Genomic DNA, 21,131 nt, shown 5'->3' with positions numbered 1-21,131 from the left:
GCGCGGTGGTGAGCGGCGACCCCTGTGGGGTGCGCCACCCCTACTGGCCCGTAGTCAACACGCCGGGACATCGGTCGAAGGATCCGGCTCCTGCGTGGTTGAATGATCCGCGACGTGCAAGCGTCATTTTCATCTCGTGATACTCGGCGAGGGAGCAAGATGGACGGCGCAGCGGCTCGCAACATCGAGGCTGGAACCACACAGGACACGGCCCCCGACGAAGGCAGCGGGCTGAGTCGCCGTGAGCTCGACATCCTCGACTTCGAACGCAAATGGTGGAAGTACGCGGGCGCCAAGGAGGACGCGATCCGCGAGCTGTTCGCCATGTCGGCCACCAGGTATTACCAGGTGCTCAACGCGGTCGTCGACAAGGACGAAGCGCTGGCGGCGGACCCGATGCTGGTCAAGCGCCTGCGCAGGCTGCGGGCCAGCAGGCAGAAAGCGCGAGCAGCGCGCCGACTCGGTTTCCAGGTCTGACATGACGACAGCCACACAGCACTCGTTGCGACTAGGGTTGCGCGGGTGAGCAACCCGAATCCCACCCCCGGCGGCCCACCGCTGCGCGCGCTGGCGATGGTGTTGATCGCCCTGGCCATCGTCTTCGCCGGTCTGGGTGCGATGTCGCTATCGAACTCCGGGGCCGACTCCGCCGATTCGGCCGAGCAAACCGAGACGACGACGTCGAGCGTGGTCGCGCAGGCGCCGGCCACCACGGCCGCCGCGACGACCACCAGCGCGGCCGCCGCCCCGACCACCGCCAAGACCACCACCACGACGGTCGCGCCGACCACCACGGCTCCGCCGACCACCGCGCCCGCGGCCACGGTCGATCAGAGTGTGCCCGTGCGGGTGCTGAACAACAGCCTGGTCGCCGGTCTGGCCGCGCGCACCGCGGGCGAGCTGACCTCGTCGGGCTGGAGCAATGTCAGCACCGGCAACTACAGCGGCGAGAACCTCACCACCACCACGGTCTTCTACGGCGGGGGCGCGGGCGACAAGGCCGCGGCCGCCGAGATCGCCGCGGAAATCGGCGGGACCGTCGCGCCGAAGACCGGCGACACGTCGCCGGGTGTGATCGTCGTACTGACCGGTCGCTGAACGAGGCTCGGCACGCGGTGCCGAGTGGGGTACTTGCGCTGTGGCATCATCTTGAGCGGTACAGCCCCTGTCCACCCAGCTTTACTCGTTAAACTCGGTACTCGTAAAGGAGTTCCCTGATGGTCACGTCGACAACTCGTCGCCCGTCCTGGCGCATTGTGACCCCGGTGCTGGCGGTTGCCGCGTTCGGGCTCGCTGCTTGCACCAACAGCCAGGAGTCGAGTGACGTCAAGGGGACCACGCCGCCGGTGTGGACCAGCTCGCCCGCGCCCGCGGGTTCCGGCACCGAACACGGCGCGCCGACCACCGCGAACCAGGGTGGCGACGATCACGGCACCCCCGCCGCGGGCGGTCTGAAGACCGAGCTCAAGTCCGGTTCCGGCGCGAGCGTCGGCACCGCGACCTTCGTCACCGAGGGCAACCACCTGGTGGTCACCGTCGAGGCGCAGGGGCTCACCCCGGGTTTCCACGGCCTGCACTTCCACCAGAACGGCACCTGTGAGGGCGACTTCACCTCGGCGGGCGGTCATCTGCAGGTCGGCGCGGCCAACGCGCACCCGGCCAGCGGCGACCTGACCTCGCTGCAGGTCGGCGCCGACGGCTCGGCGAAGCTGGTCACCCGCACCGACACCGTCACCATGGACAACATCAAGGGCAAGGCGCTGATCGTGCACTCCGGCGCCGACAACTTCGGCAACATCCCGTCCCGGTACACCCGCGAGGGTGGCACGGGCCCCGACGAGACCACACTGTCCACCGGTGATGCGGGCTCCCGGGTCGCCTGCGGCGTGGTCGGTTAGCGAGACGCAGATGGCCGGGGCAGTCCAGTCGGTACCTTTCCCTGGTTCGCCCCGGCCGACCATCGGCATCGAATGGGAGATCGCGCTCGTCGACAAGATGACGCGCGATCTGTCCAACACCGCCTCGGCGGTGTTCGATGCCGTCGGTGACCGGCGTGCTCACGACGGCACACCCCAGGTCACCAAGGAATTGCTGCGCAACACCGTCGAATTGGTGACCGGCGTGCACGACACGGTCGGCAGCGCGGTCGAGGACCTGCGCGGCACCATGGACGCGGTGCGCCGCGCGGCCGATCCGCTCGGTGTCGACCTGTTCTGCGCGGGAACTCATCCGTTCGCCCAGTGGTCGGCCCAGCAGCTCACCCGCTCACCGCATTACGACGAGCTGATCGAGCGCACCCAGTGGTGGGGGCGCCAGATGCTGATCTGGGGCGTGCACGTGCATGTGGGAGTCTCGCACCGGGACAAGGTCTTTCCGATCCTGAACTCGCTGCTGCTGTCCTACCCGCACCTGCTCGCGCTCTCGGCGTCCTCGCCGATGTGGTCCGGGGACGACACCGGCTACGCCAGCAACCGCGCGCTGATGTTCCAGCAGCTGCCGACCGCCGGACTGCCGTTCCAGTTCGAGAACTGGCTGCAGTTCGAGCGTTTCGTGCACGACCAGCTCAAAACCGGTGTGTTCGAACAGCTCGGCGGCATGCACTGGGACATCCGGCCCGCGCCCAAGTGGGGCACCATCGAGATCCGGGTGTGTGACGGGCTGTCCAGCAGGGCCGAACTGGCCTCGGTGGCCGCGCTGATCCACTGCCTCGTCGTCGATCTGGAGCGCAGGCTCGACGACGGCGAGGACCTGCCGACGCTGCCGCCGTGGCACGTGCAGGAGAACAAGTGGCGCGCCGCGCGGTACGGGCTCGACGCGATCGTGATCGTCGACGACGCCAGCAATGAGCGTTTGGTCACAGACGATCTGATGGATCTGCTGGACAAACTCGAGCCGACCGCCAAGCGGCTCGGCTGCTCCGACGAGCTGGCCGCGGTCGCCGACATTCCCCGTCACGGTGCCTCCTACCAGCGGCAACGCCGAGTCGCGGCGCAGTCGCAGGGTGATCTTGTCGCCGTCGTGGATTCGCTGGTGCGAGAGCTGGATCAGTAGCGTTCAGCTACACGGCGGGGTGGCGTTAACCCGCCGTTTACGATGTTTGGATGCTTGTCGAACATCCGCGCACCGATGCGGGGGGTGCCACCCTTCGGAACCGTCTGCGTGAGCCACGTACCCTCGCTGTCGTCGCGGTGTCGGCGGTGCTCGCGCTGCTGGTCGGATTGCAGATCGCCGCCTGGGTCAGTGGGTTCGACGGCCCGCTCGCGAGCCTGGCCCGCGACTACCTCGGGACGCCGAAATCGATGTCGGTGCCGTGGGCCGGGCTGCTGCTCGCCCTCGTCGGGGTGAACGCGCGCAGGCGGTTGTCCGCGGTGTGCGCCGCGATCGGGATCGACGCGATCTACGCCGCGCTGCGACTGCTCGACGGCAAACCGTTCACGGTCGGTAATGGGCCGACCATCGTGCTGACCGGGCTGGCGATCGTGGCGGCCGTGCGCTGGCGCGGCCGGGAACGCACCGACGCGCTGAAGGCGGCGGCCCTCGGCGCGCTGCTGGTGCTCGCCACCAAGGTGGGTGACGTGTGGTTGCACGTCACCTCGGCGGTGCGGCCATCGGTGCTCGACGAATATCTGGTCCTCGCCGATCACGCGCTCGGTGATCCGTCCTGGGTCCTCGGCCGGGTGCTCGAGGTGCTCGGGCCCGAGGTGTACGGCGTGCTGCACTGGGTCTACATCGAGCTGCCGGTCGCGGCGATCGTCGTCGCGGTGTGGCAGTTGCGCCGGGTGGTCCCGACGGGGGAGTGGCCGACGCACTATCTGGTCCGGACGTTCCTGGTGCTCGGGCTGGTCGGGCCGGTGTTCTACGTGCTGTTCCCGGTCGTGGGGCCGATGTTCGCGTTCGGCGTGGACGGGCACGGCTTCCAGGTGGGCAACTTCTGGCCCTCGATGCTGCCGCCGATCGATCACAACCCGGCCGCGCTGCCGTTCGACGCGTTCACCCCGCGCAACTGCATGCCCTCGATGCACACCGCCTGGGCGCTGTCGCTGTTCATCCACACCCGCCGCGATGTCGACGGCTCGCGGGCGCCGGCCTGGCTGCGCTGGGGCGGCGCGTTCTGGCTGACCGCGACCGTGGCCGCCACGCTCGGGTTCGGGTACCACTACGGCGTGGACCTGGTGGCGGGCGTGGTGCTGTGCCTGACCGTCGAGTCGGCACTGCGGGCGCCCGAACGCGGCTGGGGTGCGTTCCGGGTGCGGATGGTCGGCTTCGGCGCGGTGGTGTTCGCCGGGTTGCTGGTGTCCTTCCGGTATCTCGCGGTGCCGATGGCCGAGTACCCGGTGCTCGCGGGCGCCGTGGTCCTCGGGCTGCTGGCCGCGGTGGCCGCCGCGTTCCACGCGACCTGGTTCGCGGCGGCGCCGCGGCGGGAGCTCGTGCCGGTGGGTTAGTCGTCGGCGTCGCGGCCGAGCTCGTTGATCCGCAGCAGGCCGTCGCGGTGCCGCTGTTCGCGGTAGGCGGTGCGGCCGAGCAGGTGGGCGATGACGGGCGCGGTGAGGATGGTGAACAGGCCGGTCAGCACCAGCATCCAGACGTTGGCGTCGCCCCTGATGTCGATGCCGGTGCCGGTCAGTACCAGGACCAGCCCGACCACCTGCGGTTTGGTCGCCGCGTGCATGCGGGTGAGGGTGTCGGGGAAGCGCACGATGCCGATGGCCGCGGTGAACGCGAGCGTGCAGCCGGTCAGGATCAGCACGGCCGAGACCCACTCCCACGCCGTCATCGGTCGTCCCTGACGCGGAAACGCGTGACCGCGGCCGAGCCGAGGAAGCCGACCAGGGCCAGCGCGACGATCGCGGGGATCGCCGTGGTGTTGTCGCTGTAGGCGGCCCAGACCGCCAGCCCGGAGGCGGCGATCGCCATCAGGGAGTCGATCCCGACGACCCGGTCCAGGGTGCTCGGCCCGGCCAGCACCCGGTAACTGGTGATCACCGCGGCGGCGGTGAGCAGGATGCCCGCGAGCACGGCGACGACCATCATGACGGCACCTGGGAGCCGGGATCGATCCGGCGGCGTTCGCTCGGTCGTTCGAAGGCGTTGATCAGCAGATGCTCCAATCGCCGGGTGGTGCGGTAGAACTTCACCACCGATTTCTCGCTGCCCACGTCGAGCACGTGGACGTAGACAACGCACCGTGGCCGGTCCAGCTCGAGCACCATGGTGCCGGGGATCAGGTTGAGCAGGTCGGTGGCCATCACCAGGACCAGATCGGACTGGATGCCCAGGTGCACGCGCAGCACGCCCGAGACCGGCGGTCCGGCGGGCCGGATCGCGAACCAGGCGACCTGGAGGCTCGACTCGAGCGCGTAGTAGGCGCTGACCACGATCAATTCGACGAACGACAGCGGATGGAACCGGCCGGTCACCGGAACCAGCGGCAGCGGCAGCGCGAAGACCACGATCAGTGCGACGACGAAGCCGGCCGCGACGTTGGCCGCGCTCAGATCACCCCAGAGCGCGACCCAGACCGCGGTCAGCCACACCAGCACCCCGATCCGCAGCACGTTGTCACGGTTGACCAGCCGCCGCAGCGTCATCGCGGCTCCGATCCGAGCACCGAGCCGATGTAGACCGACGGATCGTCCAGATCGGCGGCCGCGCGTTCGGCGATGCCGAGGACCGGCCCGGCGAGCACGGTCAGCGCCAGTCCGGCGGTGACCAGGCCCGCGGTCGCCAGCACCATCAGCACCGGCATCCGGCCGGGGTCGGTGCGGTCCTCGTAGTACACATCGGTCGAATCCTCCACCAGGGTGGGCGGTTTCGCCGCCGTGAGGTGGCCTTCCGGAGCTTCCTCGCGTGGCCGCCAGAACGCCTTGCTCCACACCCGCGCCACCGCGTAAAGCGTCAGCAGGCTGGTGACGACCGAGCCGGCCACCAGCACCCAGGCCAGCACGCTGCCGTCGGCCGCACCCGCTTCCAGCAGCGCGACCTTGCCGATGAACCCCGAGAACGGCGGAATACCGCCGAGATTCAGCGCGGGTATCAGGAACAGCACGGCCAGCAGCGGGCTCGCGGTGGCCAGTCCGCCGATCCGGCGCAGCGAGACCGACCCCGCCTGCCGTTCGATCAGACCGACGGCCAGGAACAGCGCGGTCTGCACCAGGATGTGGTGGGCGACGTAGAAGACCGCGCCGGTCAGGCCCGCCCTGGTAGCCAGGCCGATGCCGAAGACCATGTAGCCGATGTGGCTGACCAGGGTGAACGAGAGCAGTCGCCGGATATCGGTCTGCGCGATGGCGCCGAGGATGCCGACCAGCATCGTCGCCAGTCCGCACACCAGCAGGATGTCGTCGAACGCGCCGTCGGGGAACCACAGGGTGTGAGTGCGGATGATCGCGTACACACCGACTTTGGTGAGCAGACCGGCGAAGACGGCGGTCACCGGCGCGGGCGCGGTGGGGTAGGAGTCGGGCAGCCAGCTCGACAGCGGGAACACCGCCGCCTTGATCCCGAACGCCACCAGCAGCACCGCGTAGCAGGCGGTCCGCACCCCGCTCGGGATGGCTTCCAGGCGCACGGCCAGCTGCGCGAGATTCAGTGTGCCCGTGGCGGCGTAGGTGATACCGATGCCGATCAGGAAGATCAGCGACGACACCATCGACACCATCACATAGGCGATGCCGGTACGGATGCGCTCCTCGGTCGCGCCGACGGTGAGCAGCACGAACGAGGCGACGAGCAGGACCTCGAAGCCGACGAACAGGTTGAACAGGTCACCGGCGAGGAACGCGGTCGACACCCCCGCGGTCAGCACCAGGTAGGTGGGCCGGTAGATCGAGGTCGGCTGGTGCTCGTCGCCGTCGGAGATGTTCTGCCCCGCACCGTAGATCGACACCACCAGCAGCACGAACGACGACACCAGCAGCATCGCCGCCGAGAGCCGGTCCACCACCAGCGTGATCCCGATCGGTGTGGCCCAGCCGCCCACCTGGACGGCGGTGGTGCCGTCGCGGTCGGCCAGGTACAGCAGCAGCGCGCTGATCACCAGCACACACGACAGCGCGCTCAGCGAGATCATCGCCTGGAGCCGCGGGCGACGGCCGAACACCAGCGTCGCCGCGGCGCCGAGCAGCGGGACGAGCACCGGCAGCGCGGCGAGGGTGGGGAGCAGATCCGGGGCCAGGGTCACTGTTCGGGATCCTCCCGTTCCCGCCGGGCGGCGATCTGGGCGTCCTCGGGGTCGTTGTCGACGTCCTCGGTGGTGGTCAGCATGTAGGCGCGGTAGGCCAGGGCGAGCACGAACGCGGCCAGCCCCATGGTGATGACGATGGCGGTGAGCACCATGGCCTGGGCCAGCGGGTCGGCCATGCCGTCGTGCGCGGTGTCGGAACTGCCCAGGACCGGTGGCCGCCCGTCGGGGCCGCCCATGGTGAGGATCAGCAGGTTCACCGCGTTGCCGAGCAGGATCATCCCGAGCAGCATCTTCGAGACCACCCGCTCGAGCAGCAGGTACACCCCGCACGCGGTGAGCGCGCCGATGGTGATCAGCAGAACGAGATTGGCGCTCATGCCAGTTCCTTGTCCAGGCGGGCGCCCAGGCTGCGCAGCACGTCGAGGACCAGCCCGACCACGACCAGGTAGACGCCGAGGTCGAAGAACATCGCGGTGACCAGCTTGACGTGGCCGAGCACCGGCAGCGTCACCTCGACGATCGCCGACGACAGCGGCGGCGCGCCGAGCAGCAGCGAGGCGGTCGCGGTGCCCGCGGCCAGGGTGAGCCCGGCGCCGAGCAGGTGCCCGGCGTCGACCGGCAGCGCCTCGCCCAGTTCGTAGCGCCCGCCCGCCAGGTAGCGCAGCGTCAGCGCGAGCCCGGCGACCAGGCCGCCCGCGAAGCCGCCGCCCGGCGCGTTGTGCCCGGAGAAGAAGAAGTACACCGACAGCACCATGATGGTGGGGAAGATCAGCCGGGTGGTGATCTGCAGGACCATCGAGCGGTCGCGCCGGTCGACCAGCCGGGCGGCGGACAGCCAGCTCACCGCGTCGGGATCGTAGTTGGGTGAGTCCGCCGCACGCGGCGCGCTGCCGAAACGGCGGCTGCGGAACACCAGCGACGCGACGCCGGTCGCGGCGACGACGAGCACCGAGATCTCGCCCAGGGTGTCCCAGGCGCGGATGTCGACGAGTAGCACGTTCACCGCGTTCTTACCGCCGCCGATCCGGTAGGCCGCGTCCGGGATGGCCTGCCAGATCGGTTCGGCGCGCCGGGCGGCGGTGGCGAACGCGGCCAGCACCGCGACGGTGAGGCCGACGCCGATCGCCAGCAGTGCCCGGCGGACCTTGAAGGCCGTCTCCTGGTCCTCGGCGATCTCGGCGGGGAACGCGCGCAACACCAGCACGAAGATCACCAGTGTCAGTGTCTCGACCAGGAATTGGGTCAGCGCCAGGTCGGGCGCGCCGTGCAGGGCGAAGATCACGCCGCAGCCGTATCCGGTGACCCCGACGACGAGCACGCTGGCCAACCGGTTGCGCAGCACCGTCGCCGCCAGCGCCATCGCGATCATGATCGCCCCGATCGCGGCCTGCAGCGGCGAATCCCACAGCCGCAGTTCCACTCCCGTGCGGGTGCCGAGGGCGAGCAGCACCGTCGGCAGCACGATCAGGGTGCCGAGGATGGTGGCTTGGCTGGCGGGCAGCGAGCCGGACTGCACGGTGCCGGTGATCTTCAACGACAGCCGGTCCATCGCCCGCAGGGCCGCGTCGTAGGCGCGGTCGGCGTTGCCGAGGCGCGGATGGATCGGTTCGGCGATCCGGCCACGGCTCAGGAACAGCGCGACACCGGCGGCGATGATGAACAGCGTGAGTACCAGCGGCCAGGTGACGTCGTGCCAGAGCGCGAGATGGGCATCCAGATCGCCGGGCAAGGTCTGGGCGTAGGGGCTCAGCCAGCGGTCGACGTCGGTCGTGTCCAGACCGCCCGCGACGCCTGCCACGGCGAGCACCGCGGGCGGCACGAGCAGCAGCGGACCCGGTGCGTGCCAGGTCATCGGGCGAGCCGGATCCGCGGTCCGGCCGAAGGCGCCCCAGATGAATCGGGTGCTGTAGGCCACGGTGAACGCCGATCCGATCGCGATGCCCGCCAGCTCGGCCAGCTTGACCGGTGTCGTCAGTACCTGCGCCGACCACACCGAGCTCAGCGCCGACTCCTTGCCGACGAAGCCGAGCAGCGGCGCGATCCCGGCCATGCTCAGTGCGGCGATCACCGCGATGGCGCACAGCCACGGCGCGCGCCGCCCGAGCCCGGACAGCTCGCGCAGGTCACGCGTGCCCGCGCCGTGATCGATGATGCCGACCACCATGAACAGGCAGGCCTTGAACAGCGCGTGCGCCACCAGCAGCGTGATCCCGGCCAGGGCCGCGTCCGGCGTGCCGATCGCCATCATCGTCATCAGCAGGCCCAGCTGGCTGACGGTGCCGAAGGCCAGCACCAGTTTGAGGTCGTACACCTGCATCGCCCGCCAGCCCGCCAGCAGAATCGAGACGAGGCCGAGCGGCAGCAGCATGACGTGCCAGGGCGGTGTCTGGGCGAAGGCGGGCGCGAGCCGGGCCACCAGATAGACGCCCGCCTTCACCATCGCGGCCGCGTGCAGATAGGCGCTGACCGGGGTCGGCGCGGCCATCGCGCCGGGGAGCCAGAAGTGCAGCGGGACGATCGCCGATTTACTGATCGCACCGATCAGCACCAGCCCGATGCCGACCGAGACCGCGGTCCCGCCGGGTGGCTCGGTCGCGAGCAGATCGGAGAGCAGGTAGCTGCCGTAGCGGTTCCCGAGGACGATGATCCCGACCAGCATCGCCAGCCCGCCCGCGCCGGTCACCAGCAGCGCCTGGATCGCCGCCCGCCTGCTCACCGCCCGCTCGGCGTAATGGCCGACGAGCAGGAACGACAGCACGGTCGTGATTTCCCAGAACACGTAGAGCAGCAGCATGTTGTCGCTGGTGACCAGGCCGAACATGGCACCGGCGAAACCGGTCAGCTCGGCGGCGAAGACCCCGAGCCTGGTCTCGTCGCGCTCGAAGTAGCGTCCGCAATACGCGAGGATCAGCGCGCCGATGCCGAGTACCAGCGCGCACATCACCGCGGCGAGGGAATCGAAGCGCAGATCGATGTCCATCGAGATCTGCGGGGCCCATCGCACATGCGTGCGTACGGTCGTTCCCCAGTGCGCGATCACCCAGCCGAGACTGCCCAGCGGTACCAGCGCGAGCAGGTAGAAAGCGTTGCGGCCCAGCACTCGTACACACAGCGGGGCCACCAGTGCGGCCAGCGCGTGGGCGAGTAGAACGGCGAGCAACTCCTCCTCCGTCGGGTCGGTGGCGGTCGAGTAGTGCGCCCCGATCCTACGGGCGATCCGATCGCCTATCGCGGCACCGGCGATGTCGCGTCGGCCATGTCGTGCGGTGTTCGGCTATCACCTAGGCACGGATTCCGTTTCGGCGGGACGGATTCGGTAGAGCACGGCCAGCCCGGCCGCGGCGCCGATGGTGATGGTCAGCGCGACCCAGCCCGGGATGCTCTCGTCGACGGCGGTCGTGCCGGTCGGCCAGTGGCGTAGCCGGGTGGGGATGGACCACAGGATCGACGGCAGGTACAGCGCGCCGAGGCCGAGCACGGCGCTGGGCAGGTAGACGACCCGCAGCGAACCGGCGGCGAAGCCCGCGACGCCGGTCAGCGCGAGGACACCGGCCGTCCAGGCGAACGCCCACGGAAACCGCTCGGCCACGGTGGCGAACAGGCAGATCACGGCCGCGCCGAGCAGCACGATCCACGGTCTCGTCCAGCGCAGCCCGGCCAGGATGGCGGCGGTGGCGACGACCAGGACGAGGAGCAGATTCCAGCCGAGGCTCACCGCGTCGGCGAGCGAGTCGGCCGCGGCGCCCAGGCTGACCGCGATCAGCACGCCCGTGCCGTCGCGGCCGGGCAGCAGAGCGGCGGCGGCGTAGGCGGCCGCCAGCGTGGCCACCACGGCGAGGGTGATCTGCCAGGTGTTGCCGTGGCGGTCGTCGAACTCGCGATCGAGCCAGTCGGTGGCGATCAGCAGCGTCAGCGACAGCACGGTGGCGGCCACGATCGGGGTGATCGGCAGGTCGGCGGCCAGCCGGGGTAGGCCGGGCATCATGCCGTGCCGGTGGCGCAAGGTGCTCAGCGTCAGCAGGACGACGGCGGCGACGACCAGCCAGGCCGGCGTGTGTACCGACTTGCTGGCCGTGGCCGAGGTGTTCGAGCTGAACACGGCCACGACCTCGCCGTAGACGAACACCGTCACGACCCCGAGCAGGAATCCGACGGCGGGCCAGCGCAACCGCAGCGCGCAGATGCCGAGCGCGCCGAACAGCACACCGCCGCAGAGCGAATCGATGTAGTTCTGCGTGGTGAGCACGTCGGTCGAGGTCATCGCCCGCCCGACGAAGTAGTTGATCGCCAGCGCGAGCGCCCCGCACGTCGCGGCCAGCCAGATCAGCCCGGGGCGGGTGATCGGCCGGGCCAGCACGGCGACGACGACGGCGACGATGAGCCCCAGCGCCGCCGCGCGCGGCACGCTGTTGATCAGGCTGGTGACGCGGTAGGGCGAGTCGACCGCGGAATCTGCGCCGAAGGTGAACGGCAGGAACAGCGACATCCCCGCCGCCGCGGCCCCGGCGAACGCCGTCACCGCGTCCAGACCATCCCGGATCTTGGGCACCCCTTCGACGATACCTGGCGAAAACCGTCCTACCTGGGATGTCGCGATCGGATCAGCGGGCGGCGCGTTCGCCCGGCGGCGTGCGATCCGGTCGCGGCTACGGCGTCACCGCGGGCGTCGGCTCCGCGGGCCGGATCCGGTACAGCAGCAGCAGCGCCGCCGCGCCGCCGATCGTGATGGCCAGCGCGGCCCGGCCTGCCGTGGCTTCGGACACCTCGTCCGCGCCGGTCGGCCAATTCCGCAGACCGGTGGGAATCGACCACAGGATCGACGGCAGATACACCGCGCCGAGTCCGAGCACGGCACTCGGCCCGTAGCCGACCCGGATCGAACCGAACGCATACCCGGCGACCACGGCCAGCACCAGCGTGCCTGCCGTCCAGACCAGCGTCCACGGCAGGCGTTCGGCGAACGTGACGAACACGCAGATCGCGGCGGCACCGGACAGGACCGCCCACGGCGAGGCCCAGCGCAGACCGGCCAGGATGCCGGTGGCCGCCGCGCCGAGCACGAGCACGATCTTCCAGCCCAGGCTCGGGCCATCGATGACCGAGTCGCCCGCGGCGGCCAGGCTGACGGCGACCAGGACGGCTGTCCCGTCGCGGCCGGGCAGCAGGGTGGCCGCGACGAACGCGGCGACGACCGTGACCACCACCGCCAGCGCGATGGGCCAGAAGCCCGCGTGGCCCACGGTGAACTCGCGCTGGAGCCATTCGGTGGCCAGCAACACCGACAGCGCGACGACCGTCGCGGCCACGATCGGGACGATCGGCAGATCGGTGGTCAGCGGCGGCGCGACGGGCGAGTCGATGGTGTGCCGGTGTCGGACGGCGGTCACGGCGAGCAGCACGACAGCGACGATGATCAGCGCCGACGGACTGTGCACGGCCCGGTCCGTCGTCGTCAATGTGTGCTCGGTGACCAGCGCGATCACCTCGCCATAAACGAACACCACCACCGAGCCGAGGGCGAAACCGACTGCGGTCCACCGCATCCGCAGGGAACACAGGCACAGCGCGCCGAAGATCACGCCGCCGAACAGCGCGTTCGCGTAATTCTGGGTGGTGAGCACCTCGGCCGAGGCCATGGTGTGGCCGACGAAATAGTTGAGCCCCAGCGCCGTGGCGGCGCAGGCGGCGACGAACCAGTCCAGTCCCGGCCGGAGGAGCACGGCCACGACGACCGCGACGATCAGTCCGAGGGTGGTCGCGCGCGGGATGCTGTTGGTGAAGGTGGCCATCTGATACGGGGTGTCGATCACCGAGCTGGAGCGGGAGGTGAACGGCACGAACAGTGCGATTCCCGCGATCGCGGCGCCCGCGAACGCCGTGACCGCATCCACACCATCCCCGAACCTGGGCACAGCTTGACGATACTCGCCGAAATGCCCTTCTAGCTGCGGCGTCGTCGATGCGACGGGGTGCGCTGGTCAGGCCCGGCTCTCGGCGTACCGGCGCAGCGACTCGACCTGATCGTGGTCCAGCGACGGCCGCACACTCGCCCGCGCGGCGGCGACGTCCTCGGCGGTGACATCGGCCGCCGCCATGTCACGGCGCAGGGCCGACAGCGCCGCCTCGCGCAGCAGGGCGGCACAGTCGGCGGCCGAATAGCCGTCGAGGTCCTCGGCCAGGGCGGCCAGGTCGACGTCGGCCGCCAGCGGTACCGAGCGACCGGCGGTGCGCAGGATGTCGAGCCGGGCCGGGCCGTCGGGCGGTGGCACGAACACCAGCCGGTCCAGCCGCCCCGGCCGCAGCAGCGCCGGGTCGATCAGCTCGGGCCGGTTGGTCGCGCCGACGACCACCACATCGCGCAGCGGTTCGACGCCGTCGAGTTCGGTGAGCAGCGCCGCGACCACCCGATCGGAGACCCCGGAGTCGCTGCTCTGCCCGCGCCGCGGCGCCAGCGCGTCCACCTCGTCGAGGAAGATCAGCGACGGCGCCGAATCGCGGGCGCGCTGGAACAGTTCGCGCACGGCCCGCTCGGAGGAACCGACCCATTTGTCCATCAGCTCGGCGCCCTTCACCGCGTGCACGCTGAGCTGACCGGTGCCCGCCAGGGCCCGCACCAGGAAGGTCTTGCCGCAGCCGGGCGGACCGTAGAGCAGCACGCCGCGCGGCGGGTCGATGCCGAGCCGGGCGAACGAATCGGGGTGGCGCAGCGGCCACAGCACGGCCTCGGTCAGCGCCTGTTTGGTCTCCACCATGTCGCCGACATCGTCGAGATGGAGCGAGCCGATCGCCAATTCCTCGGTCCCCGAACGCGACAGCGGCCGGATGACGTCGAGCGCGCCGACGAGATCGTCCTGCGCGAGCTCGGGCTCGGTCTGCTCGCGGCTGGCCCGCCCGGCCGCGCGCACGGCGGCCTCCCGGCACAGCGCTGCCAGATCGGCCACGACGAAACCCGGTGTGCGCGAGGCGATCAGATCCAGGTCGAGGGCGCCCGAGGGCACCTTGCGCAACAGCTGCTCGAGCAGCGCACGGCGGACCACCGCGGTCGGCAGCGGCAGGGCGAGTTCGCGATCGCACAGATCCGGCGCGCGCAATCGCGAATCCACCTGTGCCGGATGGGCGGTGGTGGCCAGCAGGGCGACGGACGGCGCGCGCATCGCGGCGCGCAGCTGATCGAGGATGAGCGTGGCGACCGGCTCGGCCTCGGTGGGCAGCAGCGCGTCGATATCGGTGATCAGCAGGATCCCGCCCTGCCCGGCGGCGACGTCACCGACCGCCTCGGCGACCTCGCGCAGCCTGTTGCCGCTCTCCATCGCGCCGACGCTGGGCCCGTCGAGCTCCACCACCCGGCGCGGCGCGGCCACCGCCCTGGCCAGCGTCGCCTTGCCGACCCCGGCCGGGCCGGTGACGAGCACACCCAGATGTGCCGGTGCGCCCAGGGTTTTCAGCAGCTCGGGCTCGTCGAGCGCCAGGCTCAGCCACTCCGACAGTTTCGCCGCCTGCCCCTGCACCCCGGCCAGCTCCTCGACCTGGATCGGCGCGGTCCCCGAACTCACCGACACCACGTCCGGCGGCAGGCCGTTGAGGCCGGGGTCGGCGTCGCGTTCCATCGCGTGCAGGATCGCGGCCGGGCCACGACCCCAGCCGACGGCCGAATTGGGTTGCACGCTCACCGGTCCCGGCATCGGCTCGATCGCGGTGACGGTGAGCAGCTCGGTGGTCCAGGCGATGCCGAAGGCGCGCGAAAGCGCCTGGGTGGCCGCCGCCGAACTGATGTCGGGCCCGAGATCGCGCGGCAGTAGCGACACCGTGTCGCCGACCGTCACGACCTTGCCGAGCAGGGCCTGGCGCAGCGTGGCCGCGGGGATGCTGGCCGTGGCGTGCGCCGATCCGCTCAGCGAGATCTGCTTGGCGCCGTAGACCGTCACCGGCGCGACCGTCACCGCCGCGTTCTCCCGCAGCCCCACATTCGACAGCGTCACGTCGTCGAGCAGCGCCACGCCGGGCGGCGTGCCCGCCGGCGCCTTGGCCACCACCGCCGCCGTCCGGCGGGCGCCGGTCAGGGCGATGCCGTCCCATTCGCGCAGGCCGAGCGCGGTCAGCGTCTCGGGGTGCAGGCGCACCACCCCGCGCCGGGCATCGGCCGCCGAAGGGTTGAGCCGGGCGGTCAGCGAGAGTTCAGCCACCAGACCATCCTATGGAGAACCCGGGCCCTACCCATTGGCATCCGGGCGGACAAGGTGGCATCCTTACGACCCGGACGGGACCACGACGTTTTCTGCCGCCTCGCATCCGAGCGGCGAGACGGAACGCCGAAGGCGCAGAATCGCCGCTCGGATGCGAGGTCACGAGGCCGAAGACCCGCGGCGCCAGCCGCCAGGAAACACCGAAAGCTGCAGATGAATCGAATCTCCCTCGTCCTGGCTGCTGGGGCGTTGTGCTTGACGGTGGCCGGATGCGGTTCCGACGACGCCGCCGACGCGAGCGGGCTGCGCAAGGGCACACCGACCTCCAGCGTGAGCGCCAGTGCCACCACCACGACCAAAGCCGCACCCACCGCCGCCGCCACGGGCGCAAAGATCACCTGCGGTCAGTTCAAGGAACTCGACAGCGAGGGTGAGAAGCAGGCGATCGAGCAGATCCTTGCGGCCAACCCGGGCAGCCCCTTCGAGGGCAGCCCGAATGTGGCGCTCGGAACCGCGAAGCTGGTCTGCCTCGCGCCGGGCAACGCCGACAAGACCGTCGCCGAAGCCGCCGGGATCACGCCGTAACGCTGCTCAGTGGATCAGTGACTGCCAATTCGCAGGCACCCGGTCGGCCGGTCCCGGCACCGACTGGCCGACCGGATGACTGGTCGGCGCCGCGAGTTCGGGCCCGCCGCTGTACATCTCGCTGGTGGTGAAGTTGTAGAACCAGTCCTCGCCCGGCTCGTAGCTCTGCATGAACGGATGCCCGGTCGAGGCGAAGTGCTTCGACGCGTGCTGGCTGGGCGAGCTGTCACAACAGCCGACGTGCCCGCATTCGGCGCAGCGGCGCAGATGCACCCACCAGCCCTTGGCGGCGTCGCACTCCAGGCATCCGGCGCCGCTCGGCGGCACGCTGGTGTCGATTCCTTCGAACTCTTCAGCCATCACTGATCTCCTGTGTTCGACGGGGTGCTGTCGTTGTCCGCCTGGGGATCGAGCGGTAGGCGGACGATGAAACGGGTGTTGCCCGGTTCGGATTCGACCCGGATATCGCCGTTGTGCTTGTTGACCACGATCCGGAACGAGATGTCGAGGCCGAGGCCGGTGCCGTCACCGACCGGTTTGGTGGTGAAGAACGGCTCGAAGATCCGGCCCTTCGCCTCGGGCGCGATGCCGGGGCCGGTGTCGCCGATCTCGACGACGGCGCAGTCGTTCTCCTGGTAGGTGCGCACGGTCAGGGTGCCGGTGCCGTCCATCGCGTAGACCGCGTTGTCGATGAGGTTGGTCCACACCTGGTTGAGTTCGGCCGCGAAGCACGGGACCGGCGGCAGCGAGCGGTCGTAGTCCTTGACCACCCGCACGCCGTCGCCGAGCTTGCGATTGAGCATCACCAGTGTGGAGTCGAGCAGCTCGTGCAGGTCGACGACCTGGTAGGGCGCGCGGTCCATCTGCGAGTACTGCTTGGCCGCGCCGACCAGGGTGGAGATGCGGGCCGTCGAGTCGCCGATCTCGTTCATCAGCAGCTCGGTCTCGATGGTGTAGTTCAGCCAGCGGATCGCGCCCTCGAAGACCTGCGCCTGGCAGGCTTCCAGAGTCGCGTGCACGCCCTCGAGCCAGTCGATGTCCAGGCCCGCCTGCACGAAGGTGGGCGCCAGGTTCCAGCCGTCGGCGATGCCGTGGTCGTCGAACCAGTCGGCGAGCGCGTCCTCCCGATCGGCAGCTTCCAGCGGGGACAGGTCGGGCGCCTTGGCGACCCGCTCGGCCGCCTGCTCCTGGAGATCGACCAGATGTACCAGCGCCTCGGGCGGGAACTTGCCGGTGGCCATCATCTTGAGCTTGTGCCGCATGCCCGCGACGCGTTCCCGCAGGCCGGCGGTGGCCCGCACGGCCGCGGCGGCCGGATTGTTGAGCTCGTGGGTGAGCCCGGCCGACAGCGAACCGAGCGCGAGCAGGCGTTCCCGCTCGGCGATCCGCTGACTGGACCTCTGCCCGCCGAAGAACGCGCCCTCGAGCAGGTGCACCGCCATCGGGAACCAGTCCTTGACCATCCGCGCGAAGTCGGCGGCCGCCAGCACCAGGAACCGGGAGCGCCGCTCGACATACATCGAGCCCGCGTAGTCCTGGCTCACCTTGTCGCCGAGGTAGGCCATCCAGGCGCCCGCGTACACGCCGCGATGGTCGGTGCGGTTGATCTCGATCTCGATGCCGCCGGACAGCTTCGTCAGCCGCACCTCGCCGTCGATCAGCACGTAGAAGCACGTCGCGGGCTCGCCCTCGCGGTAGACCGGCCCCGGGTCGATGTACTCGATCCGGCCCGCCGCGCACAGCTGCGCGAGCTGGTCGTCGTCGAGCTTCTCGAACAGGAACAGCGTGCGCAGTTCGTTCGGATCGCAGATCAGCGTGCTGTCGGTCATCGCCGCTCCTGGGCAGTCTCGATGGGCATGATCGGGCGGCCCGCGTGGTCACGCTCCGTTGCCTCCAGCCGCTGACCGCTCATGCCAGATACCGGTGGACGAGCATGACCGCCATCGCGCCCTCGCCGACCGCGGAGGCGACCCGCTTGGCCGATTCGGCGTGCACGTCGCCGGCGACGAAGACGCCGGGGACGCTGGTCTCCAGATGATGCGGTGGCCGGGGCAGTTCCCAGCCCGGCGGTCGGGCGCCGTCGATCATGAGATCGGGGCCGGCCACCACGTAGCCCGCGTCGTCGCGGGTGACGACGCCGTCGAGCCAGCCGGTCTGCGGCGCGGCGCCGATGAACAGGAACAACCGTTGCGCGTCGACCTTGTCCTCGGTGCCGTTGCGGTTGTCGCGCAGCACGATCCGCTCCAGGTGATCGTCACCGTCGACGCCGACCACCTCGGTCTCGGTGTGCACCACGATGTTCGGGATCTGCGCGATCTGCTGGATCAGATAGTGCGACATCGACTTCTCCAACGCGTCGCCGCGGACCACGATGTGCACGCGACGGGCGTTGCGCGACAGGAACACCGCGGCCTGACCGGCCGAGTTGGCACCGCCGACGATGTAGACGTCCTGCTCGGCGCATTCGGCCGCTTCGGTCATCGCCGAGCCGTAATACACACCGCGACCGGTGAATTCGTCGACTCCGGGCGCCGGATGCCGCCGGTAGTCGACGCCGGTCGCGATCAGCACGGTGTGCGCGCACAGCGTGCCGCCGTCGGCGAAGCGCACCGTGCGCGCCGACCCGTTCACCTCCAGCCCGACGACATCGCGGGTGGTGATGATCTCCGCGCCGAACTTGGCGGCCTGCCGCCGTGCCCGGTCGGCCAGCTGCGCACCGGACAACCCGTCGGGAAAGCCCAGGTAGTTCTCGATCCGCGAACTCTGCCCGGCCTGCCCACCGGTCGCGGTGCGCTCCACCAGCACCGTGCGCAGTCCTTCGGACGCGCCGTACACGGCGGCGCCGAGCCCGGCCGGGCCACCGCCGACGACGATCAGGTCGTAGAAGTCGCCGCTGGGTTCCACGGTGAGGCCGACGTTCTCGGCGAGCTCGCTGTCGCTGGGCTGGACCAGCGCGGTGCCCGCGGCGGTGATCACCACCGGACAGGTCAGCGGATCGGCGCCCGCGGCCTCGAGCAGTCGCGCGCCCTCCGGCTCGTCGACGGGGTACCAGCGATACGGCAACTGGTTGCGCGCCAGGAACTCCCGCACCTGCGAGGACCGCGGCGACCAGCGATCGCCGACCACCTTCGTCTCGTACACCGGCCGCTGCTCGGCGCCGCGCCAGGCGTCGAGCAGGCCGTCGAGCACCGGGTAGAGCTTCTCCTCCGGCGGGTCCCACGGCTTGAGCAGGTAGTGGTCCAGATCGATGACGTTGATCGCGTCGATCGCGGCGTTGGTGTCGGCGTAGGCGGTCAGCAGGACGCGCCGCGCGTAGGGATGCAGGTCCATCGCCTGCTCCAGGAATTCGATGCCGTCCATGCCCGGCATCCGGTAATCGGCGATCAGCACCGCGACCGGCTGGCCGCGCAGTTTCATCTCCCGCAGCGCCTCGAGCGCCTGCGGTCCCGACTCGGCCCGCAGGATCCGGTAGTCCGCGCCATAGCGGCGGCGCAGATCACGCACCACCGCCCGGGAGACCCCGGGATCGTCGTCAACGCTCAGAATGGCCGGTTTGGTTACCGCTGGAGTGCTCACCAGAGAAGTATCCCCCTCGGCGGAGGCGGCCGCGCCGTCGCGCGTGGTCAGAGCTGGTTGTGCAGCACCAGATCCAGCTCGCTGGGGGTGAGCAGGCGTTCGAGGCGTTCGTCGCGTTTACGGCGGGTGAAGGCGGCGCGCAGCGCGGAGCCGTCCTCCGGCTCGATGGTCGGCAGCAGCGGGACGTCGTAGGTGTGCCTGCGTGGCAGGAAGGAGCGCATTTTCACGGCCGATCACCTCGGGTTGACGACGGGAACGCTGGGAGCTGAGCATCGTCGATCAGCAACGGCGATTAGCGAAGAGTTTGCCAGCCGGTCTGGGTTGGTGCAAGCGGGGCAGGGTGGACACGGCGAGCCCACCGCTCGGTGGCCTGCGCGAGGCACACCACCGTGGCGGTGGGCGGAGTTGCTGGCCGGTTATCGCCAGGCGGGCAGGGTGACAACCTGTGCGGCGTAGGACAGTCCGGCACCGAAGGCGATCAGCAGGGCGGTATCGCCCGGCTTCGACTCGCCCTTGCGTAGCAGCGCCTCCATGGCCAGCGGGATCGACGCTGCCGAGGTGTTGCCGGCGTCCTCGATGTCGTTGGCCAGCGCGCAGTTCTCCGGTAGCTTCAGCACCCTGGCCATGATCTCGATGATCCGGCCGTTGGCCTGGTGCGGGATCATCGCGTCCAGGTCGTCGGTGGTCAGCCCGGCCCGGTCGATCGCGTCCCGGCAGACCTTCTCCAGCGAGTGCGCCGCCCACCGGAACACCGCGGTGCCCTCCATCGCGAGATAGGGGCGCACCGCGTCGGTGCCCTTCTCCTCGATCTCGGCGAAGAACTCCATCCAGTCCTTGTTCTGCCGGATGGCGTGGTGCTGGGTGCCGTCCGAACCCCAGACGGTCGGGCCGATGCCCTGCTCCTCGGCCGGGCCGACGATCACGGCGCCCGCGCCGTCGGCGAACAGGAACGCCGTCGAGCGATCGGTGAAGTCGACGGTGTCGGTCAGCTTCTCGACGCCGATCACCAGCACGTTCTTCGAGGTGCCCGCGCGCACGAGATCCGAGGCCATCGCCAGGGCGTGGCAGAACCCGGCGCAGCCCGCCGAGATGTCGAAGGCGGCGGCGCCGGTCATCCCGAGGTCGGTGGCGATGCGTGGTCCGATGGCCGGGGTGAGCAGCAGATGGGTCGATGTCGCGACGATGACGCAGTCGACCTGATCGGCGGCTATGCCTGCCGCGGCCAAGGCGTCGCGGGACGCGGCGACGCTCATCGTCTGGATGGTTTCCTCGGCTGAGGCGAAGCGTCGGGTCTTGATGCCCGATCTGGTGCGGATCCACTCGTCGCTCGAGTCGATCGGCCCCGCGACCTCGTCGTTCGTGACCACCCGGGCCGGGCGGTAGACGCCCAAACCGAGAATCGCGGTGTGCTCAGTCCCAGTCGTCTGGGCGATTCGAGCAGCCATGTTGCGTCTCCTATGTACCTGTCAACCTGCGGTCGCACCGCTGGGTGTACCCGAAGCATCGAAATCCGTCGCTCATCGCCCATGACTCTCACGTGGACAACATGTGAACGCGCAGACATGAGGCTTCCTCATATTAGCCTGTCCGCTCGGTGATTCGTG

Annotated in this window: 20 protein-coding genes; 6 read left to right on the top strand and 14 right to left on the bottom strand. The window is 70.0% G+C overall.

Translation table 11 applies throughout. The annotated features are described in order from the left end of the window. Window positions 1-159: 159 nt before the first annotated feature. The 5 genes from napA (at window position 160) to NV348_RS13290 (ending at window position 4,442) form a co-directional block, all read left to right on the top strand. Window positions 160-477 (top strand): nucleoid-associated protein NapA, encoded by a 318-nt coding sequence (gene napA, locus NV348_RS13310; RefSeq protein ID WP_355274395.1) that lies wholly within the window; start codon window positions 160-162, stop codon window positions 475-477. Window positions 478-522: 45 nt separating this feature from the next. Next, entirely contained in the window at window positions 523-1,098 is a 576-nt protein-coding gene (locus NV348_RS13305) for a LytR C-terminal domain-containing protein (protein ID WP_447147215.1), read from the top strand. Window positions 1,099-1,217: 119 nt separating this feature from the next. Continuing rightward, a complete protein-coding gene (gene sodC, locus NV348_RS13300; protein WP_447147214.1) occupies window positions 1,218-1,898 on the top strand; it encodes a superoxide dismutase[Cu-Zn] in 681 nt (226 codons plus the stop codon). Window positions 1,899-1,908: 10 nt separating this feature from the next. Continuing rightward, a complete protein-coding gene (locus tag NV348_RS13295) occupies window positions 1,909-3,051 on the top strand; it encodes a glutamate--cysteine ligase (protein WP_447147213.1) in 1,143 nt (380 codons plus the stop codon). 50 nt (window positions 3,052-3,101) lie between these two features. Continuing rightward, window positions 3,102-4,442: a phosphatase PAP2 family protein gene (locus NV348_RS13290; RefSeq protein ID WP_447147212.1), complete on the top strand. Its 1,341-nt coding sequence runs from the start codon at window positions 3,102-3,104 to the stop codon at window positions 4,440-4,442. On the opposite strand, the gene mnhG is transcribed toward NV348_RS13290, so the two are convergent. The 9 genes from mnhG to NV348_RS13245 form a co-directional block, all read right to left on the bottom strand. After that, window positions 4,439-4,774 carry a monovalent cation/H(+) antiporter subunit G gene (gene mnhG / locus NV348_RS13285; RefSeq protein ID WP_447147211.1) on the bottom strand — a complete coding sequence of 112 codons (336 nt, stop codon included), beginning with the start codon at window positions 4,772-4,774 and terminating at the stop codon, window positions 4,439-4,441. The two genes, NV348_RS13290 and mnhG, sit on opposite strands and share 4 nt — an antisense overlap. Next, on the bottom strand, window positions 4,771-5,031 hold the full coding sequence (locus NV348_RS13280) for a monovalent cation/H+ antiporter complex subunit F (RefSeq protein WP_447147210.1): 261 nt from the start codon (window positions 5,029-5,031) through the stop codon (window positions 4,771-4,773). The genes mnhG and NV348_RS13280 overlap by 4 nt, the downstream gene beginning before the upstream one ends. Then, complete coding sequence (locus NV348_RS13275) at window positions 5,028-5,588, bottom strand: Na+/H+ antiporter subunit E (RefSeq protein WP_447147209.1); 561 nt, start codon at window positions 5,586-5,588, stop codon at window positions 5,028-5,030. The genes NV348_RS13280 and NV348_RS13275 overlap by 4 nt, the downstream gene beginning before the upstream one ends. Continuing rightward, the gene (locus tag NV348_RS13270) at window positions 5,585-7,180 is read right to left on the bottom strand and encodes a Na+/H+ antiporter subunit D (protein WP_447147208.1); all 1,596 of its coding nucleotides are present in this window, start codon (window positions 7,178-7,180) and stop codon (window positions 5,585-5,587) included. The genes NV348_RS13275 and NV348_RS13270 overlap by 4 nt, the downstream gene beginning before the upstream one ends. Further along, window positions 7,177-7,560 carry a Na(+)/H(+) antiporter subunit C gene (locus tag NV348_RS13265; RefSeq protein WP_447147207.1) on the bottom strand — a complete coding sequence of 128 codons (384 nt, stop codon included), beginning with the start codon at window positions 7,558-7,560 and terminating at the stop codon, window positions 7,177-7,179. The genes NV348_RS13270 and NV348_RS13265 overlap by 4 nt, the downstream gene beginning before the upstream one ends. Further along, complete coding sequence (locus NV348_RS13260) at window positions 7,557-10,343, bottom strand: Na+/H+ antiporter subunit A (RefSeq protein ID WP_447147206.1); 2,787 nt, start codon at window positions 10,341-10,343, stop codon at window positions 7,557-7,559. The genes NV348_RS13265 and NV348_RS13260 overlap by 4 nt, the downstream gene beginning before the upstream one ends. 117 nt (window positions 10,344-10,460) lie before the next feature. After that, window positions 10,461-11,732 carry a hypothetical protein gene (locus NV348_RS13255; protein WP_447147205.1) on the bottom strand — a complete coding sequence of 424 codons (1,272 nt, stop codon included), beginning with the start codon at window positions 11,730-11,732 and terminating at the stop codon, window positions 10,461-10,463. A 97-nt stretch (window positions 11,733-11,829) separates the two neighbouring features. After that, a complete protein-coding gene (locus tag NV348_RS13250) occupies window positions 11,830-13,095 on the bottom strand; it encodes a hypothetical protein (RefSeq protein ID WP_447147204.1) in 1,266 nt (421 codons plus the stop codon). A gap of 66 nt (window positions 13,096-13,161) precedes the next feature. Further along, window positions 13,162-15,366 (bottom strand): AAA family ATPase, encoded by a 2,205-nt coding sequence (locus NV348_RS13245; RefSeq protein WP_447147203.1) that lies wholly within the window; start codon window positions 15,364-15,366, stop codon window positions 13,162-13,164. A gap of 213 nt (window positions 15,367-15,579) precedes the next feature. Here NV348_RS13245 and NV348_RS13240 point away from each other — a divergent pair, with 213 nt between their 5' ends. Further along, on the top strand, window positions 15,580-15,951 hold the full coding sequence (locus NV348_RS13240; RefSeq protein ID WP_447147202.1) for a hypothetical protein: 372 nt from the start codon (window positions 15,580-15,582) through the stop codon (window positions 15,949-15,951). A gap of 6 nt (window positions 15,952-15,957) precedes the next feature. Here NV348_RS13240 and NV348_RS13235 read toward each other — a convergent pair whose 3' ends face one another. The 5 genes from NV348_RS13235 to NV348_RS13215 all read right to left on the bottom strand — a co-directional run bounded on the left by NV348_RS13235 (window position 15,958) and on the right by NV348_RS13215 (window position 20,972). After that, window positions 15,958-16,311, bottom strand: coding sequence for a UBP-type zinc finger domain-containing protein (locus NV348_RS13235; RefSeq protein ID WP_447147201.1), 354 nt, complete (start codon window positions 16,309-16,311; stop codon window positions 15,958-15,960). Then, entirely contained in the window at window positions 16,311-17,780 is a 1,470-nt protein-coding gene (locus NV348_RS13230; RefSeq protein ID WP_447147200.1) for an ATP-binding protein, read from the bottom strand. Before NV348_RS13230 ends, NV348_RS13235 begins: the two co-directional genes overlap by 1 nt. A 79-nt stretch (window positions 17,781-17,859) precedes the next feature. Continuing rightward, window positions 17,860-19,527 carry an NAD(P)/FAD-dependent oxidoreductase gene (locus tag NV348_RS13225; RefSeq protein WP_447147199.1) on the bottom strand — a complete coding sequence of 556 codons (1,668 nt, stop codon included), beginning with the start codon at window positions 19,525-19,527 and terminating at the stop codon, window positions 17,860-17,862. Between the two features lie 47 nt (window positions 19,528-19,574). Further along, on the bottom strand, window positions 19,575-19,754 hold the full coding sequence (locus NV348_RS13220; RefSeq protein WP_447147198.1) for a hypothetical protein: 180 nt from the start codon (window positions 19,752-19,754) through the stop codon (window positions 19,575-19,577). Between the two features lie 189 nt (window positions 19,755-19,943). Continuing rightward, window positions 19,944-20,972, bottom strand: coding sequence for a beta-ketoacyl-ACP synthase III (locus NV348_RS13215; RefSeq protein ID WP_447147197.1), 1,029 nt, complete (start codon window positions 20,970-20,972; stop codon window positions 19,944-19,946). Window positions 20,973-21,131: the final 159 nt, after the last annotated feature.

This window comes from Nocardia fodinahabitans, from assembly GCF_052983615.1.
This window is presented reverse-complemented; position numbering and strand designations above follow the sequence as displayed.

Bases quoted from the DNA above. Each gene is read 5' to 3' on its own strand.
- NV348_RS13235 (WP_447147201.1), bottom strand. From the start codon at position 16,311: ATGGCTGAAGAGTTCGAAGGAATCGACACCAGCGTGCCGCCGAGCGGC.
- sodC (WP_447147214.1), top strand. From the start codon at position 1,218: ATGGTCACGTCGACAACTCGTCGCCCGTCCTGGCGCATTGTGACCCCG.
- mnhG (WP_447147211.1), bottom strand. From the start codon at position 4,774: ATGACGGCGTGGGAGTGGGTCTCGGCCGTGCTGATCCTGACCGGCTGC.
- NV348_RS13265 (WP_447147207.1), bottom strand. From the start codon at position 7,560: ATGAGCGCCAATCTCGTTCTGCTGATCACCATCGGCGCGCTCACCGCG.
- napA (WP_355274395.1), top strand. From the start codon at position 160: ATGGACGGCGCAGCGGCTCGCAACATCGAGGCTGGAACCACACAGGAC.
- NV348_RS13240 (WP_447147202.1), top strand. From the start codon at position 15,580: ATGAATCGAATCTCCCTCGTCCTGGCTGCTGGGGCGTTGTGCTTGACG.
- NV348_RS13215 (WP_447147197.1), bottom strand. From the start codon at position 20,972: ATGGCTGCTCGAATCGCCCAGACGACTGGGACTGAGCACACCGCGATT.
- NV348_RS13275 (WP_447147209.1), bottom strand. From the start codon at position 5,588: ATGACGCTGCGGCGGCTGGTCAACCGTGACAACGTGCTGCGGATCGGG.
- NV348_RS13295 (WP_447147213.1), top strand. From the start codon at position 1,909: ATGGCCGGGGCAGTCCAGTCGGTACCTTTCCCTGGTTCGCCCCGGCCG.
- NV348_RS13290 (WP_447147212.1), top strand. From the start codon at position 3,102: ATGCTTGTCGAACATCCGCGCACCGATGCGGGGGGTGCCACCCTTCGG.
- NV348_RS13280 (WP_447147210.1), bottom strand. From the start codon at position 5,031: ATGATGGTCGTCGCCGTGCTCGCGGGCATCCTGCTCACCGCCGCCGCG.
- NV348_RS13230 (WP_447147200.1), bottom strand. From the start codon at position 17,780: ATGACCGACAGCACGCTGATCTGCGATCCGAACGAACTGCGCACGCTG.